Origin of the sequence: Pseudomonas sp. Irchel 3F6 (assembly GCF_900187595.1) — a bacterium.
GTDB lineage: Bacteria > Pseudomonadota > Gammaproteobacteria > Pseudomonadales > Pseudomonadaceae > Aquipseudomonas > Aquipseudomonas siliginis.
Map to the genome: position 1 here is coordinate 22,106 of NZ_FYDP01000010.1, position 15,006 is coordinate 37,111.

13 protein-coding genes are annotated in these 15,006 nt (G+C 60.4%); 9 read left to right on the plus strand and 4 right to left on the minus strand.

Annotated features, from left to right (window positions below):
* Positions 1-19: 19 nt before the first annotated feature.
* Positions 20-565 carry a gamma carbonic anhydrase family protein gene (locus CKW30_RS25490; RefSeq protein ID WP_095182277.1) on the minus strand — a complete coding sequence of 182 codons (546 nt, stop codon included), beginning with the start codon at positions 563-565 and terminating at the stop codon, positions 20-22.
* A gap of 62 nt (positions 566-627) precedes the next feature.
* Between CKW30_RS25490 and prlC the strand changes: the two genes are divergently transcribed.
* The 3 genes from prlC (at position 628) to CKW30_RS25505 (ending at position 5,134) form a co-directional block, all read left to right on the plus strand.
* A complete protein-coding gene (prlC, locus tag CKW30_RS25495) occupies positions 628-2,706 on the plus strand; it encodes an oligopeptidase A (RefSeq protein ID WP_163032799.1) in 2,079 nt (692 codons plus the stop codon).
* Positions 2,703-2,993, plus strand: a complete 291-nt coding sequence (locus CKW30_RS25500) for a YheV family putative zinc ribbon protein (RefSeq protein ID WP_095182278.1) — start codon at positions 2,703-2,705, stop codon at positions 2,991-2,993. Before prlC ends, CKW30_RS25500 begins: the two co-directional genes overlap by 4 nt.
* Positions 2,994-3,106: 113 nt before the next feature.
* Positions 3,107-5,134 carry a M3 family metallopeptidase gene (locus CKW30_RS25505; RefSeq protein WP_095182279.1) on the plus strand — a complete coding sequence of 676 codons (2,028 nt, stop codon included), beginning with the start codon at positions 3,107-3,109 and terminating at the stop codon, positions 5,132-5,134.
* A 5-nt stretch (positions 5,135-5,139) separates the two neighbouring features.
* Here the strand turns inward: CKW30_RS25505 and CKW30_RS25510 are convergent, their stop codons facing one another.
* A complete protein-coding gene (locus tag CKW30_RS25510) occupies positions 5,140-5,787 on the minus strand; it encodes a tyrosine-protein phosphatase (protein ID WP_024015019.1) in 648 nt (215 codons plus the stop codon).
* Positions 5,788-6,067: 280 nt separating this feature from the next.
* Here CKW30_RS25510 and CKW30_RS25515 point away from each other — a divergent pair, with 280 nt between their 5' ends.
* Genes CKW30_RS25515 through CKW30_RS25525 form a run of 3 tightly spaced genes read left to right on the plus strand, consistent with a single transcriptional unit; the run spans position 6,068 to position 9,915 of the window.
* Positions 6,068-6,814 (plus strand): gluconate 2-dehydrogenase subunit 3 family protein, encoded by a 747-nt coding sequence (locus CKW30_RS25515; RefSeq protein ID WP_095182280.1) that lies wholly within the window; start codon positions 6,068-6,070, stop codon positions 6,812-6,814.
* 2 nt (positions 6,815-6,816) lie between these two features.
* The gene (locus CKW30_RS25520) at positions 6,817-8,601 is read left to right on the plus strand and encodes a GMC family oxidoreductase (protein WP_041476464.1); all 1,785 of its coding nucleotides are present in this window, start codon (positions 6,817-6,819) and stop codon (positions 8,599-8,601) included.
* A gap of 12 nt (positions 8,602-8,613) precedes the next feature.
* Positions 8,614-9,915 (plus strand): cytochrome c, encoded by a 1,302-nt coding sequence (locus CKW30_RS25525; protein WP_095182281.1) that lies wholly within the window; start codon positions 8,614-8,616, stop codon positions 9,913-9,915.
* Positions 9,916-9,974: 59 nt separating this feature from the next.
* Here the strand turns inward: CKW30_RS25525 and CKW30_RS25530 are convergent, their stop codons facing one another.
* Positions 9,975-10,250 carry a hypothetical protein gene (locus CKW30_RS25530; protein WP_095182282.1) on the minus strand — a complete coding sequence of 92 codons (276 nt, stop codon included), beginning with the start codon at positions 10,248-10,250 and terminating at the stop codon, positions 9,975-9,977.
* A gap of 271 nt (positions 10,251-10,521) precedes the next feature.
* Between CKW30_RS25530 and CKW30_RS25535 the strand changes: the two genes are divergently transcribed.
* The 3 genes from CKW30_RS25535 to CKW30_RS25545 all read left to right on the plus strand — a co-directional run bounded on the left by CKW30_RS25535 (position 10,522) and on the right by CKW30_RS25545 (position 14,163).
* The gene (locus CKW30_RS25535) at positions 10,522-11,580 is read left to right on the plus strand and encodes a PA0069 family radical SAM protein (protein ID WP_095182283.1); all 1,059 of its coding nucleotides are present in this window, start codon (positions 10,522-10,524) and stop codon (positions 11,578-11,580) included.
* Positions 11,581-11,817: 237 nt separating this feature from the next.
* A complete protein-coding gene (locus CKW30_RS25540) occupies positions 11,818-12,546 on the plus strand; it encodes a carbonic anhydrase (RefSeq protein ID WP_016772323.1) in 729 nt (242 codons plus the stop codon).
* A gap of 90 nt (positions 12,547-12,636) precedes the next feature.
* Entirely contained in the window at positions 12,637-14,163 is a 1,527-nt protein-coding gene (locus CKW30_RS25545; RefSeq protein WP_095182284.1) for a SulP family inorganic anion transporter, read from the plus strand.
* A gap of 136 nt (positions 14,164-14,299) precedes the next feature.
* Here CKW30_RS25545 and CKW30_RS25550 read toward each other — a convergent pair whose 3' ends face one another.
* Positions 14,300-14,950, minus strand: coding sequence for a hypothetical protein (locus tag CKW30_RS25550; protein WP_095182285.1), 651 nt, complete (start codon positions 14,948-14,950; stop codon positions 14,300-14,302).
* Positions 14,951-15,006: the final 56 nt, after the last annotated feature.

A 15,006-nucleotide genomic window follows, 5' to 3' on the forward strand; every position in this document is an offset into this window, starting at 1 on the left:
CGAGCAGGTGTAAGGCGATTCAGAGCTGGTCGTAGCCTTCGGCCAGATGCAGTTCCTTGAGCTTGACGTAATTCGCCGCGCTGTAGGTGAAGAAGGCGTTTTCCTTTTCGGTCAGCGGGCGCACTTGCTTAACCGGGCTGCCGACATACAGGAAGCCGCTCTGCAGACGCTTGCCCGGCGGCACCAGGCTGCCGGCGCCGATGATCACATCGTCCTCGACCACGGCGCCGTCCATGACGATGCTGCCCATGCCGATCAATACGCGGCTGCCAACGGTGCAGCCGTGCAGCATGACCTTGTGGGCGATGGTCACGTCATCGCCGATCAGCAAGGGAAAACCGTCCGGGTTGAACGGGCCGGCGTGGGTGATGTGCAGCACACAGCCGTCCTGCACGCTGGTGCGCGCACCGATGCGGATGCGGTGCATGTCGCCACGGATCACCGTCAGCGGCCAGACCGAGCTGTCTGCGCCAATTTCGACGTCGCCGATCACCACCGCCGAACCGTCGACGAATGCGCCGTTGCTCAGGCGTGGGGTGTGATTCTGGTATTTGCGAAGGGACACGATTAGTTCTCTCTCTGTCGCCGATAGCTGCGGTGAGTGTCGATTGTAATTAAGATGGGCGCATGTTTCTTCCAGCCAAGGTGCCAACCGTGAGCGTGAACAACCCTCTTTTGCAGTCCTACGACCTGCCGCCGTTCTCCACGATCCGTGCCGAACACGTCCTGCCCGCCATCGAAACCATCCTCGCGGACAACCGCGCCGCCATCGCCGAGATCCTCAAGACCCAGGGCAAGAACCCGACCTGGGCCGGTCTGGTGCTGGCGATGGACGAACTCAACGATCGCCTCGGTGCGGCATGGAGCCCGGTCAGCCATCTTAACGCCGTGTGCAACAGCGCCGAATTGCGTGAAGCCTACGAGTCGTGCCTGCCGGCTCTGAGCGCCTACTCCACCGAAATGGGCCAGAACCGCGAACTGTTCCAGGCGTATGAAGCGCTGGCCAACAGTCCGGAAGCTGCCAGTTTCGACGTCGCGCAAAAAACCATTCTGGAACACGCCCTGCGCGATTTCCGCCTGTCGGGTATCGACCTGCCGGAAGCCGAGCAGAAACGTTACGCCGAAGTGCAGAGCAAGCTGTCCGAGCTCGGCAGCCGCTTCTCCAACCAATTGCTCGACGCCACTCAGGCGTGGACCAAACACATTACCGATGAAGCCGCCCTCGCCGGCCTGACCGATTCGGCCAAGGCGCAAATGGCTGCCGCCGCCCAGGCCAAAGGTCTGGATGGCTGGTTGATCACTCTGGAATTCCCCAGCTATTACGCGGTGATGACCTACGCGCAAGACCGCGCGCTGCGCGAAGAAGTCTACGCCGCCTACTGCACCCGTGCCTCGGATCAAGGCCCGAATGCCGGCCAGAACGACAACGGCCCGGTGATGGAAGAGATCCTCGACCTGCGCCAGGAACTGGCCCGACTGCTGGGCTTCGCCAGTTTCGCCGAGCTGAGCCTGGCGACGAAAATGGCCGAATCCAGCGATCAGGTGCTGAGCTTCCTGCGGGATCTGGCCCAGCGCAGCAAGCCGTTCGCCGCGCAGGATCTGCAACAGCTGCGCGCTTACGCTGCCGAACAGGGCTGCGCCGATCTGCAAAGCTGGGACAGTGGTTTCTACGGTGAAAAACTTCGCGAGCAGCGTTACAGCGTCGCCCAGGAAACCCTGCGTGCCTACTTCCCGATCGATAAGGTCCTGAGCGGTCTGTTCGCCATCGTCCAGCGTTTGTACGGCATCGAGATCGCCGAGCAGAAAGGCTTCGACACCTGGCATCCGGACGTCCGCCTGTTCGAGATCAAGGAAAACGGCCAGCACGTCGGCCGCTTCTTCTTCGACCTGTATGCCCGCGCCAACAAGCGTGGCGGCGCATGGATGGACGGCGCCCGCGACCGTCGTCGCACCGTCGACGGCGTGCTGCAAAGCCCGGTCGCCAATCTGGTGTGCAACTTCACCCCGGCCGACAGCGGCAAGCCTGCGCTGCTGACCCACGATGAAGTGACCACCCTGTTCCACGAGTTCGGCCACGGCCTGCATCACCTGCTGACCCGCGTCGAACACGCTGGCGTATCCGGCATCAACGGCGTGGCCTGGGACGCGGTCGAGCTGCCGAGCCAGTTCATGGAAAACTGGTGCTGGGAGCCGGAAGGCCTCGCGCTGATCTCCGGCCACTACGAGACCGGCGAGCCACTGCCGCAGGACCTGCTGGAAAAAATGCTCGCGGCGAAGAACTTCCAGTCCGGGCTGATGATGGTGCGTCAGCTGGAGTTTTCGCTGTTCGACTTCGAACTGCACGCCACCCACGGCGATGGCCGCAGCGTGGCCCAAGTGCTGGAGGGCGTGCGTGACGAGGTGTCGGTGATGCGTCCACCGGCGTACAACCGCTTCCCCAACAGTTTCGCGCACATTTTTGCCGGTGGTTACGCAGCCGGTTACTACAGCTACAAGTGGGCCGAAGTGTTGTCCGCCGACGCCTTCTCGAAATTCGAGGAGGACGGCGTGCTCAACGCTGAAACCGGTCGTGCGTTCCGCGAAGCGATTCTGGCGCGCGGCGGCTCGCAGGCACCGATGGTGCTGTTCGTCGACTTCCGTGGCCGTGAGCCATCGATCGACGCGCTGCTGCGCCACAGCGGGCTGAGTGAGGACGCGGCAGCATGAGCGACGGCCCACTGATCACCAAGAAGCGCTTCATCGCCGGGGCGGTCTGCCCGGCGTGCAGCGAGCCGGACAAGTTGATGATGTGGAACGAAGACGGCGTGCCGCACCGCGAATGCGTGGCCTGCGGTTACTCCGACACGCTCAACGAGCAAGGCCTGTCGGTGCCCAAAGAGCTGGGCACGCGGGTCAATACCAGCGCGCTGAAGCCTGCCGCCGACAAAAAGGTTCAGGCCGTGCAGTTCTTCCCCAACCCGAAGTTGAAGAAAAAGCCCGACGAGCAACAATGACAACGACCGCTGCCTGCCGATCATCGTCGGCAGGTGGCGGTATCTATCCACCACCTTGCCCCTGCGCTTCCTGATTAGGCTGGCCGATCCAGCCCTCTTTCACGGAAGACGCCATGCCTGATACCAATCCACTTTTACAACATTGGCAGTTGCCGCCCTGGGCGGCGATACGCGCCGAACATCTGCTGCCAGCAGTCGAGCGCATCGTTGCCGACAACCTGCTGATCATCGAAAACGTCATCGCCACTCAGGTCGATCATCCCAACTGGGACGACGTGGTAATTGCCATCGATGAAGCCGATGCGCGCCTGGATGAAACCATGGCGATCATCGAATTCCTCTCGATCAGTCATGCCGATGAGCCCCAGTGGTTGATGCAGGAAGCCCTGAGTACGCACGCCGCGCAGCGTTACAAGACTGCGAAGGCCGGCAATCGACAGTTGCTCCAGGTTTATCAACGATTGGCACAGAGCTCCATAGCCGCCAGCTTCAGTGATGCACGCAAAGCCTCGCTGGCGAAAATCCTGCGCCGGTTTCACTTGGCGGGAAGCGAATTGTCGAGTGCGCAGCGCAAGGATCTGGCGCGATTGAACGGCGAAATCGATCTGCTGGAAAAGCGCTTCATGAGCAACCTCAAATCGGTCAACGCGGCATGGAGCAAGGACATCGACGATGCCGCGCTATTGGCGGGACTGCCGGCCGAAATGCAGGCGCATCTGGCCGCCAATGCCCACAAGGCCGGCCTGCCCGGGTGGCGGCTGACCCTGGATCAGAACACTTACCAACAGGTCATGAGGCGGGCACAACACCGCGGACTGCGCGAGGAGTATTTCAAAGCCTGGTGCACCCGCGCTTCGGACCAGGGGCCACAGGCCGGTCGCTTCGATAACGGGCCGGTTTTGCAGACGCTGCTGGCCGCACGTCATGCCAAAGCCCGGCTCTTGGGTTTTGACAACTTTGCCCATCTGCGCCTGCACAACCGGATGGCGACCGGCACCGATCAGGTTGGCCGTTTTTTGCGCCAGCAGATCGCCCGCAATGCCGTGTCACTGGCGGGCGAGACCGATGATTTGCAGGCCTTGGCCCGCGAGCACGGGGTTGAACAGCTAGAAGCGTGGGATCACGATTTCCTCGCCGAGCAGCTACGCCTGAAGCAGTCCGGCGGCACGGAGCAGGACCTGCGCGAGTTCTTCGCGCTGGAAGCCACACTGCACAGCCTCTGCCGCTTCAGCGAGCATATGTTCGATATCAGCATCAGCGAAAATACCGTCCACGAGCGTTTCGCAGAAAATGTGCGCCTGTTCGAAATCAGCGAGCGTCAGCAACCGGTTGGTTACATCTACATCGACCCGTTCCACCGCGACGCGGGCAACGACTATGCCTGGACCGGTGTACTGCGCAATCGACGAATCACCGCCGAAGGCCGACCATTACTGCCGATTGCCTCGCTTCAATGCAATTACCCGGCAGCGGAAAACGGGCAAACGCACCTGCTGGATCCGCAGGATCTGCGCGTTCTGCTGCACGAATTCGGCCATTGCCTGCATCACGTGCTGACGCGTTCGCCGCATTACAACCTGTCCGGCATTTCGCATCTGAGCCGCGACGCTGCCGAGTTTGTCGGGCAACTGTTCGAAAAATGGGCGTTATCCGGGCAATTCCTGCGCTGGCTGGGTACGCATCACCAGAGCGGTGAGCGTCTGTCCGAAGCGCAGGCCAATACCGCGTTTTCCGCCACAGGCATCCAGCGCAGCCGGGAGACGGCAATGCTGTTGCTGAACGCGCTGGTCGACTTCGAACTGCACCGCTGTCACGGTGACGGTCGCACTGTTCAGCAAGTAGTCGAGGATGTGCAAAGTGAGTTCGCGCACCTGTCCATCCCGGCCTACTGCCGCTTCGCCAACAGCTGCGATTATCTGGTTACCGGTTATGAGGCTTCGCTGTACGCCTACAAATGGTCGGGTGTGCTGGCGAGCGAGGCGTTCAAGCGCTTCGAACGTGAAGGTCTGTTCAACGAACAGACGGGCCGCGACATGCGCGAACACCTGCTCTCGGGGGACAGGCAGGCACTGCCCGCCGCACTGCAAGCCTTTCTCGGAAAACCCATCGACAACGCGCTATTTCCTGCGCCAGCCGCTTGAGCTGATCAACGCTGAACGTGGGCCGAGTCGAACCAGCTCTTCATCGAACACATGGCGAATGCACTGGTGCTGCATTCGCCATTGATCAAGGCTTCATGCAACCGATCGACATCGGCCTGCATCACGTAGCGCACGCTGTCGTGGAAATGCTGACTGTCACCAAAACCGCCCTCGGTCATTTCCTTGAGCGCCTGCTCTTTACTCCAGCCCTGTACCACCACGCGGTACATCGCCGCCATCAGTCCGGTGCGGTCAGAACCGTGCTTGCAGTGCATGAGCACCGGGCCGTCGGCTTCGGCGGACTGAATCGCGCGCAGAGCCTTGAGCACATCGCTGTCGTCGACGTGATTGGTGCGATACGGCAGTTGCACCTGCTTGATGCCCGGCGCGGAGAGCCAGTCGCTATCAGCGTCAGGCAGGAAGTTGATCACCGTGACGACATGCAGATCGTTCAACAGCGGCACCGCACTGCGGCTGGGCAAGGCGCTGCGATACAGCGTCGGTGACATGCGGAACAGGTTGAACTGCGCCTCTACCGGTTGCGCCCACTCGGCCGGGCGAGATGGCGTGGCGTCGGCCGCCCGGGCGGCAATGCCATGCAACAGTGCAACAAGCGAAAAACATAACGCGGGGAAAAAGCGCACTCGAGACATGCTGGGCTGACCGTTTCGGCAATCTTCATGGGAGGAATTGCAGCTTCGCTATCAAGCGGTCAATACGCCGTGAGCCGGCCGTCAAAGAAACGTGAATCGGCGCCTCGCCGGGCTTTTTTCCGTGCAAACGGTTTTTCTTGATGCTTAGCCTGCTACCATTTGTCACATGATGTTGCAGAGGGATCGGCTTTTACCCGACCGAACCCTGATCGTCGCAACGCAAAATTCCTCGAGCTGCTCGCAGAAGCGGCTGACTTCTATGCCTGATGAGGTGCCCCCCATGTCTGATCAAGATCGAGACAACCCGCGGCGTGAATTCTTGCGCAAATCCCTGACCCTGATTCCGGTGGTCACGCTTGCCGGTACCGGCCTGGGCAGCAGCGTGCTGCAAGCCGCACCTGAAAGTACACCGGCGCCGGCCGCAGCAAAACCTGCCGCTGTTGGCGCGGGTGATTATCAGCCGAGCTTTTTCACCGCTGAAGAATGGGCATTCATCAATGCCGCCGTCGCCCAGTTGATCCCCAACGACGCACAAGGCCCCGGTGCCCTCGAAGCGGGCGTGCCGGAATACATCGACCGCCAGATGAACACCCCGTACGCCGCCGGTGCCCTGTGGTACATGCAAGGCCCGTTCAATGCCGACGCGGCACCGGAGATGGGCTGGCAGAGCAAACTGGTGCCCAAAGACATCTATCGCCTCGGCATCGCCGCCACGGATCAGTGGGTAAAAGGTTTGAGCGGTAAAACATTTGCCGAGCAAGACAGCGCTACCCGAGACGATTTGCTCAAGCAACTGGAAGCCGGCAAGCCGCAGTTCGATGCGGTGCCGGCGAAGATCTTCTTCAATCTGCTGCTGCAAAATACCAAGGAAGGTTTCTTCTGTGACCCGATCCACGGTGGCAATAAAGGCATGGTCGGCTGGACCATGATCGGTTTCCCCGGCGCCCGCGCCGATTTCATGGATTGGGTGGAACGCAACGAGCAATACCCCTTCCCGGCAGTGTCGATTCGCGGCGAGAGGGCGTAAGCATGGCAACGGTAATGAAGAAGGTTGATGCAGTCATCGTCGGTTTTGGCTGGACTGGCGCGATCATGGCCAAGGAGCTCACCGAGGCGGGTCTGAACGTGCTGGCGCTGGAGCGCGGGCCGATGCAGGACACCTACCCCGACGGCAACTATCCGCAGGTGATCGACGAACTCACCTACAGCGTGCGCAAGAAACTCTTTCAGGACATCTCCAAAGAGACGGTGACCATTCGCCACAGCGTCAACGACATCGCCCTGCCCAACCGCCAGCTGGGCGCGTTCCTGCCGGGGAATGGCGTCGGCGGCGCCGGTCTGCACTGGTCGGGCGTGCACTTTCGTGTCGACCCGATCGAGTTGCGCATGCGCAGCCACTATGAAGAACGCTACGGCAAAAGCTTCATCCCCAAAGACATGACCATTCAGGATTTCGGCGTCAGCTATGAAGAGCTGGAACCGTTTTTCGACTTCGCGGAAAAAGTCTTCGGCACCTCCGGCCAGGCCTGGACGGTGAAAGGCCAACTGGTTGGTCAGGGCAAGGGCGGTAACCCATACGCGGCGGATCGTTCCAACCCGTTCCCGCTTGAAGCGCAGAAAAACACCGTATCCGCACAGCTGTTTGGTAAAGCGGCTACAGAGGTGGGTTACAAACCTTACAACCTGCCTTCGGCAAATACCTCTGGGCCGTACACCAATCCCTACGGCGCACAGATGGGGCCGTGCAATTTCTGCGGTTTCTGCAGCGGCTACGTCTGCTACATGTATTCCAAAGCCTCGCCGAACGTGAACATTCTGCCGGCGCTCAAGCCCCTGCCGAATTTCGAGCTGCGGCCCAACTCCCATGTGCTGCGGGTCAATCTCGACAGCACGAAAAGCAAAGCCACAGGCGTCACCTACATCGATGGCCAGGGCCGCGAGATCGAGCAGCCGGCGGATCTGGTGATCCTCGGCGCGTTCCAGCTGCACAACGTGCGTCTGATGCTGCTGTCCGGGATCGGCAAACCGTACGACCCGATCAGCGGCGAAGGCGTGGTCGGGCGTAACTTCGCCTACCAGAACATGGCCACCATCAAGGCCTTCTTCGACAAGGACACCCACACCAACAACTTCATCGGCGCTGGCGGCAACGGCGTGGCGGTGGACGATTTCAACGCCGACAACTTCGACCACGGCCCGCACGGCTTCGTCGGCGGTTCGCCGATGTGGGTCAACCAGGCTGGCAGTCGACCGATTGCCGGCACCTCGAACCCGCCGGGCACACCGGCGTGGGGCAGCGCGTGGAAACGCGCCACCGCCGATTACTACACCCACCAGGTGTCGATGGACGCCCACGGCGCGCATCAGTCCTACCGTGGCAACTACCTCGATCTCGATCCGGTGTACCGCGATGCCTACGGCCTGCCGCTGCTGCGCATGACATTCGACTGGCAGGAAAACGACATCAAGATGAACCGCTTCATGGTCGAGAAGATGGGCAAGATCGCCCAAGCCATGGGCCCGAAAGCCATTGCGGTGATCGGCAAGCAAGTCGGCGACCACTTCAACACCGCCTCGTACCAGACCACCCACCTCAACGGTGGCGCGATCATGGGCACCGATCCGAAGACCAGCGCCCTGAACCGCTATTTGCAGAGCTGGGACGTGCACAACGTATTCGTCCCGGGCGCCTCGGCGTTCCCGCAGGGCCTGGGCTACAACCCGACCGGGCTGGTGGCGGCGCTGACCTACTGGTCGGCAAAAGCGATCCGCGAGCAATACCTGAAAAACCCCGGCCCGCTGGTACAGGCTTAAGGAGCGATGACCATGAAAACTTTCGTTATCGCCACCCTCGCCCTGCTCGGCAGCACGTCAGTTTATGCGGCCGAAGTTGATCAGAAGCTGATCAAACAAGGCGAATACCTCGCCCGCGCTGGCGACTGCGTGGCCTGCCACACGGCCAAGGGCGGCAAGCCGTTTGCCGGCGGTCTGCCGATGGAGACGCCGATCGGCACGATCTACTCGACCAACATCACCCCGGACAAAACCGGCTTGGGCGATTACAGCTTCGAGGACTTCGACCAGGCCGTGCGCCACGGTGTGGCCAAAAACGGCAGCACGTTGTACCCGGCAATGCCTTATCCGTCCTACGCGCGGGTCAACCAGGCCGACATGCAAGCGCTGTATGCGTATTTCATGCACGGCGTCGAACCGGTGGCGCAGGAGAACAAGGCCAGCGACATTCCCTGGCCGTTGAGCATGCGCTGGCCGCTGATGGGCTGGCGCTGGCTGTTTGCGCCGAAGGTCGAGGATTACAAGGCCACATCGGCCGATCCGGTGATCGATCGTGGCGCATACCTGGTCGAAGGCCTCGGCCACTGCGGCGCCTGTCACACCCCGCGTGCGCTGACCATGCAGGAAAAATCCCTGAGCGCGGCGGACGGCAGCGAATTCCTCGCCGGCAGTGCACCGCTGGAAGGCTGGATCGCCAAGAGCCTGCGCGGCGATCACAAGGATGGCCTCGGCAGCTGGAGCGAAGAACAACTGGTGCAGTTCCTCAAGACCGGGCGCAGTGATCGCAGCGCAGTGTTCGGCGGCATGAGCGATGTGGTCACCCACAGCATGCAGTACATGAGCGACGCCGACCTCACCGCGATTGCCCGATATCTCAAATCACTGCCGGCCAATGACCCGGCGGATCAGCCGCATCAGTACGATGAGAAAGTCGCCAAAGCGCTGTGGAACGGCGACGACAGCCAACGCGGCGCGTCGGTGTACATCGACAACTGCGCAGCCTGCCACCGTACCGATGGCCAGGGCTACACCCGGGTGTTCCCGGCGCTGGCGGGCAATCCGGTGCTGCAGACGGATGACCCGACATCGCTGATCCACATCGTGCTCAAGGGCGGGACTTTGCCGGCAACGCACACCGCGCCATCGACCTTCACCATGCCCGGTTTCGCCTGGCGCCTGTCGGATCAGGAAGTCGCGGATGTGGTGAGTTTCATTCGTGGCAGCTGGGGCAACAAGGGTGCGCCAGTGAAAGCTGCCGATGTTGCCGAGTTGCGTACGGAGGATATGAAGCAGACCTCCGGTGACGATCTTGGGCAGCTCACCTCGCATAACTGAGCGAAATGTGTCGACAGACCGCTGGCACGACATGACTTCGCATGTTGAGTCAGCGGTGTTCATCGTGTCGATTTCAGACCTCTGAACTGCACAAACGCATCCGCCAACTGCAAGTACAGTCTCTTGTCATGGTTATCGATATCGCCATCCCCGTCGCTATCGATAACCTCTTCGGAAAGCAGGTCATAGCGATCGTTTGCCTGCGATGAAGAGGCAAATAGCGCGTAGTCGTAGTCCATCATTTCGGTGGCGTTATCGCCATAATGATAAAAAACAACCTCGGGACTTCCGTCGCGTTCCATGTCTGCAATTTCAAGCAAAATTCTGATTGGCATCACATTCAATCCATTCCGGTTGGCAAGACGTTATTAGTCATGAGGCTTTAACCTAAGACGGCGCTTGCAACCACGTCTACTGTCATATCTGACAGGGTGTATGTGCACACAGTTGTGGGAACGTCGGTTACGATCAGAGAAAGCCCTGAATGCTGTTCCTCTCCGCGAACATAGCGGACATGAACAACCACAACTGACCACTCGCCCGACGGCACTAGCCAGATGAGGATCGCCCCGATACTGTGCGCATATACAGTATCGGGGCGTTTTCATGTCTATTCCATTGCCACCTCGCGGTCGCGGCACCGCGACCAACCCGCACAACCGCTTTGCGCCCAGTCGTTCGGTGGCCGAGGACGATGGCTGGTATCAGGAAGTGCCAGAGACGCAAAACACCGAAGTGATCATCGAGAAGGCCAAATCGATCATCAGCCGCAACACCTCGCCGGATCTGCCCTTCGACCGTTCGCTCAATCCCTATCGCGGCTGCGAACACGGCTGCATCTATTGCTACGCACGGCCCAGCCACGCCTATTGGGACATGTCGCCGGGCCTGGATTTCGAAACCCGGCTGATTGCCAAGACCAATGCCGCCCAGGTCCTCGAGGAACAGCTGAGCAAACCCGGCTATCAATGTGCGCCGATCAATCTCGGCTCCAATACCGACCCGTATCAGCCCATCGAGCGCGAATACAAAATCACCCGTCACACCCTGGAAGTGCTGCTGCGTTACCGGCATCCGGTGACCATTGTCACCAAAGGTTCGCTGATTCTGCGCGATCTCGATTTGCTGACCGAGTTGGCGCAGCAACGGCTGGTGTCGGTGATGATCAGCCTGACCACCCTGGACGACGAACTTAAACGCATCCTTGAACCGCGCGCCGCTGCGCCCAAGGCACGCTTGCGCGCGATCCGGGTGATGCGCGAAGCAGGCATTCCAGTCGGCGTGCTGTGTTCGCCGATGATTCCGATGATCAATGACAGTGAAATCGAAAGCCTGCTCAACGAGGCCCACGCCGCCGGTGCGCAAAGCGCTGCCTACATGATGCTGCGCCTGCCGCTGGAAGTCGCGCCGCTGTTCGAGGAGTGGTTGCAGGCGCACTATCCGCAACGTGCCGCCCATGTGCTGAGCCTGATCCGCCAGAGTCGCGGCGGTGAACTCTACGACAGTCGATTCGGCGCGCGGATGCGTGGTGAAGGGCCGTTTGCCGACCTGCTCGCACAAAGATTTGCCAAGGCCATCAAAAAGCTTGGCCTGAACAAACGCGAGGGCTATAACCTCGACTGCTCGGCCTTCTGTCCGCCGGGTCGCCAGATGTCGTTGATTTAGCGACAATTGGCTTTGGGTTGACGGGTTGGAATCCTTCCGCCGAAACACGCCGGTCACGTTTTTTGTGACCTGGAACACACGTTCTAGAGCGTTTGATTCAGTTTCAGTTAAGTTTCGGCGGCTACCTTGTTCATCGAGTGACTGACGGGTCGGGATGACCCGGATGGTTTAAACAGCCACTGGCTTCATACCGGAATACCGGGGAAGACTCCCTGAATCCGCACAAGAGGATGAATCATGAGTGACAAGGATAAACAGTCGTTGGCTGCCTCGGCGCAAAGCCCTGAAGCACAATCCGCCGATGCAGCACTGCGACAGATCGTTGATGGCTTTTTACGCTTTCACCATGACGTTTTTCCGCAGCAGGAAGAATTGTTCAAGAAGCTCGCCACCGCTCAGGCGCCCAAGGCGATGTTCATCACTTGCGCCGACTCGCGCATCGTTCCCGAGCTGATCACCCAGAGCTCGCCGGGCGATCTGTTCGTTACCCGTAACGTCGGCAACGTGGTGCCGCCCTACGGTCAGATGAACGGCGGCGTCTCCACCGCGATCGAATACGCGGTACTGGCGCTGGGCGTGCAGCACATCATCATTTGCGGCCACTCCGATTGCGGCGCCATGCGCGCGGTACTCAACCCCGACAGCCTGGAAAAAATGCCGACGGTCAAAGCCTGGCTGCGCCACGCTGAAGTCGCAAAAACCATGGTGCACGACAACTGCAACTGCACCGACGAAAAAGACAGCATGCCGATCCTCACCGAGGAAAACGTCATCGCCCAACTGCAGCACTTGCGTACCCATCCTTCGGTAGCCTCGCGCATGGCGAACGGTCATCTGTTCATCCATGGCTGGGTCTACAACATCGAAACCAGCGAAATCAAAGCTTACGACGCGGACCAGGGTCGTTTCCTGCCTCTCGACGGCAGCCATCCGATTCCTGTGGCGACGCCCAAAGCGCGCTTCTAAATCTTCCCAACAATCTGTGTGGTATGACGCCGGCCGCTGATTCAGCGGTCCGGCCTCGCCACGCCTGAAGAAAACTTCGGGAGAATCGCCATGCGTGCGGCTCAATTGAAAGCTGTGTTGCCACGGGAGCTGCTCGCTTCCGTGGTTGTGTTTCTGGTCGCCCTGCCGCTGTGCATGGGCATCGCGATTGCGTCAGGGCTGCCGCCGGCAAAAGGTCTGATCACCGGCATTATCGGCGGTCTGGTGGTCGGTTGGCTGGCGGGGTCGCCGTTGCAGGTCAGCGGTCCGGCGGCGGGTCTGGCAGTGCTGGTTTTCGAGCTGGTGCGCCAGCATGGCGTCGAGATGCTCGGACCGATCCTGCTGCTCGCCGGTTTTCTGCAACTGGTCGCCGGGCGACTGAAGCTTGGCTGCTGGTTTCGGGTCACGGCGCCAGCCGTGGTCTACGGCATGCTCGCGGGCATTGGCGTGTTGATTGTGCTCTCGCAAATCCATGTGATGCTCGATGCCAAGCCGCAGCCTTCCGGGCTGGACAACCTCACGGCGTTCCCGGCGGCCGTGGCGCAGGCCTTGCCATCTTTGGGCTGGCAGGCGGGTCTGCTCGGTCTGTCGACGATTGCGGTAATGTGGCTGTGGGAAAAATTCCGTCCGCATTCGCTGCGCTTCATTCCCGGCGCATTGCTCGGTGTGGGTCTGGCGACGGTGGCGAGCCTGATGCTGGCGTTGCAGGTCAAGCGCGTTGAGGTACCGGCGAACCTGGCCGAAGCGATCGATTGGCTCAAGCCGGCCGACCTGATGAATCTGGCCGACCCGACACTGCTGATTGCCGCGTTCGCCGTGGCGTTTATCGCCAGTGCCGAAACCCTGCTGTCCGCTGCGGCGGTGGATCGCATGCACAGCGGCGTGCGTTCGGACTTCGATCGTGAACTGTCGGCGCAAGGTGTCGGCAACATGCTCTGCGGTCTGGTCGGCGCGCTGCCGATGACCGGAGTGATCGTGCGCAGTTCGGCCAACGTCCAGGCCGGTGCGACCACACGCTACTCGACGATTTTCCATGGCCTATGGCTGCTGGCATTCGTGCTGTTGCTGTCGAGCGTGCTGCAAAGCATTCCGGTGGCGAGTCTGGCGGGTGTGCTGGTGTATACCGGCTTCAAGCTGGTCGACCTGAAAGCCTTCCGTGGTCTGGGCCGGTACGGGCGGATGCCGATGTTCACCTACGCCGCTACAGCGTTGGCGATCATCTTCACTGATCTGCTCACCGGTGTGCTGATCGGCTTCGGCCTGACGATGTTGAAGCTGGCATTCAAGGCTTCGCGCCTGAAGATCAGCCTGATCGACTTGCCGCAGGACGGCGAGATGGAACTGCGTCTGGTTGGTGCAGCGACGTTCCTCAAAGTGCCGGCGCTGACCCAGGTGCTGGGCAGCATTCCCCACGGTACGACTGTACATGTGCCGCTGAACAACCTCAGCTACATCGACCATTCGTGCCTGGAGTTGCTTGAGGAATGGGGCCGGGCGAATGCGGCCAAGGGTTCGAAGCTGTTGATCGAATCGCGTGGGTTGAAGCGAAGGCTTGAGGGGCGGGTGCGGACTAACACCGGCATCGGTGCGGCCGGCTAGATAATCCATTGTGAACACAAACCCTGTGGGAGCGAGCCTGCTCGCGAAAGCGGTGTATCAGCCAACAGAGATGTTGAATGATCGACCGCATTCGCGAGCAGGCTCGCTCCCACACTGGATTTATGACACAAGAAAATCAGGCAGCAGGCTGTTCCAGCTCAAGCCCCACACCCAACCGGCGGCTCATGCACGGCCAGCGTTTCCACGCCGCGCCAGTGTCCGGACTGCTGAGTTTTTCGCGGTAGGCTTCTACCGACTCCAAAGCAAAACTCTCTTCGTTGAGCATCTCGTCGATCGCGTGATGCACCGCTTCGTCCAGTTGGTTGGCGAATTCCTCACCGATCAATTGGTGAGCAATCAGGTTGGCGACCGTCATGTCCAAGGGGATCAATGGCTGGCCGAAATGCTTGATGTACAGGTCGTTGACCTCTTCGACAAAACGGTGTGCCAGATAGGCCTCGTCGAGCAGGCTGTCCAGGCCGACGTGCCCAGCCATGATCGCCGGCGGCTGGAGGAAATACTGCTCGGCGATTTTCAGCACCGGTTTGATCTGCGATTCGATTCCCGCTTCCCTGGCGACTTCATTGGCTGCATCCAGCAGGTCTGGTACTTCATCGATGTAGGCGGCGACAAAACGTGTCAGAACGCCCTGGGCGTCGGCTTCCGGCAACTGGATCGCCGGGTGCAGGTGAGGCAGCTTGCTTTCCAGCTGACGGGTCAGCAGGCCGGTGTCTTTTTCGTGCTGTTGGGCTTGTTGGATCTGCTCGCGCAATGCGGCGGTGTTCATGAAAACTCCAGGAAACAAGGCAATGAAATAGGGAAGACATAACTTAGCTGGCTTAC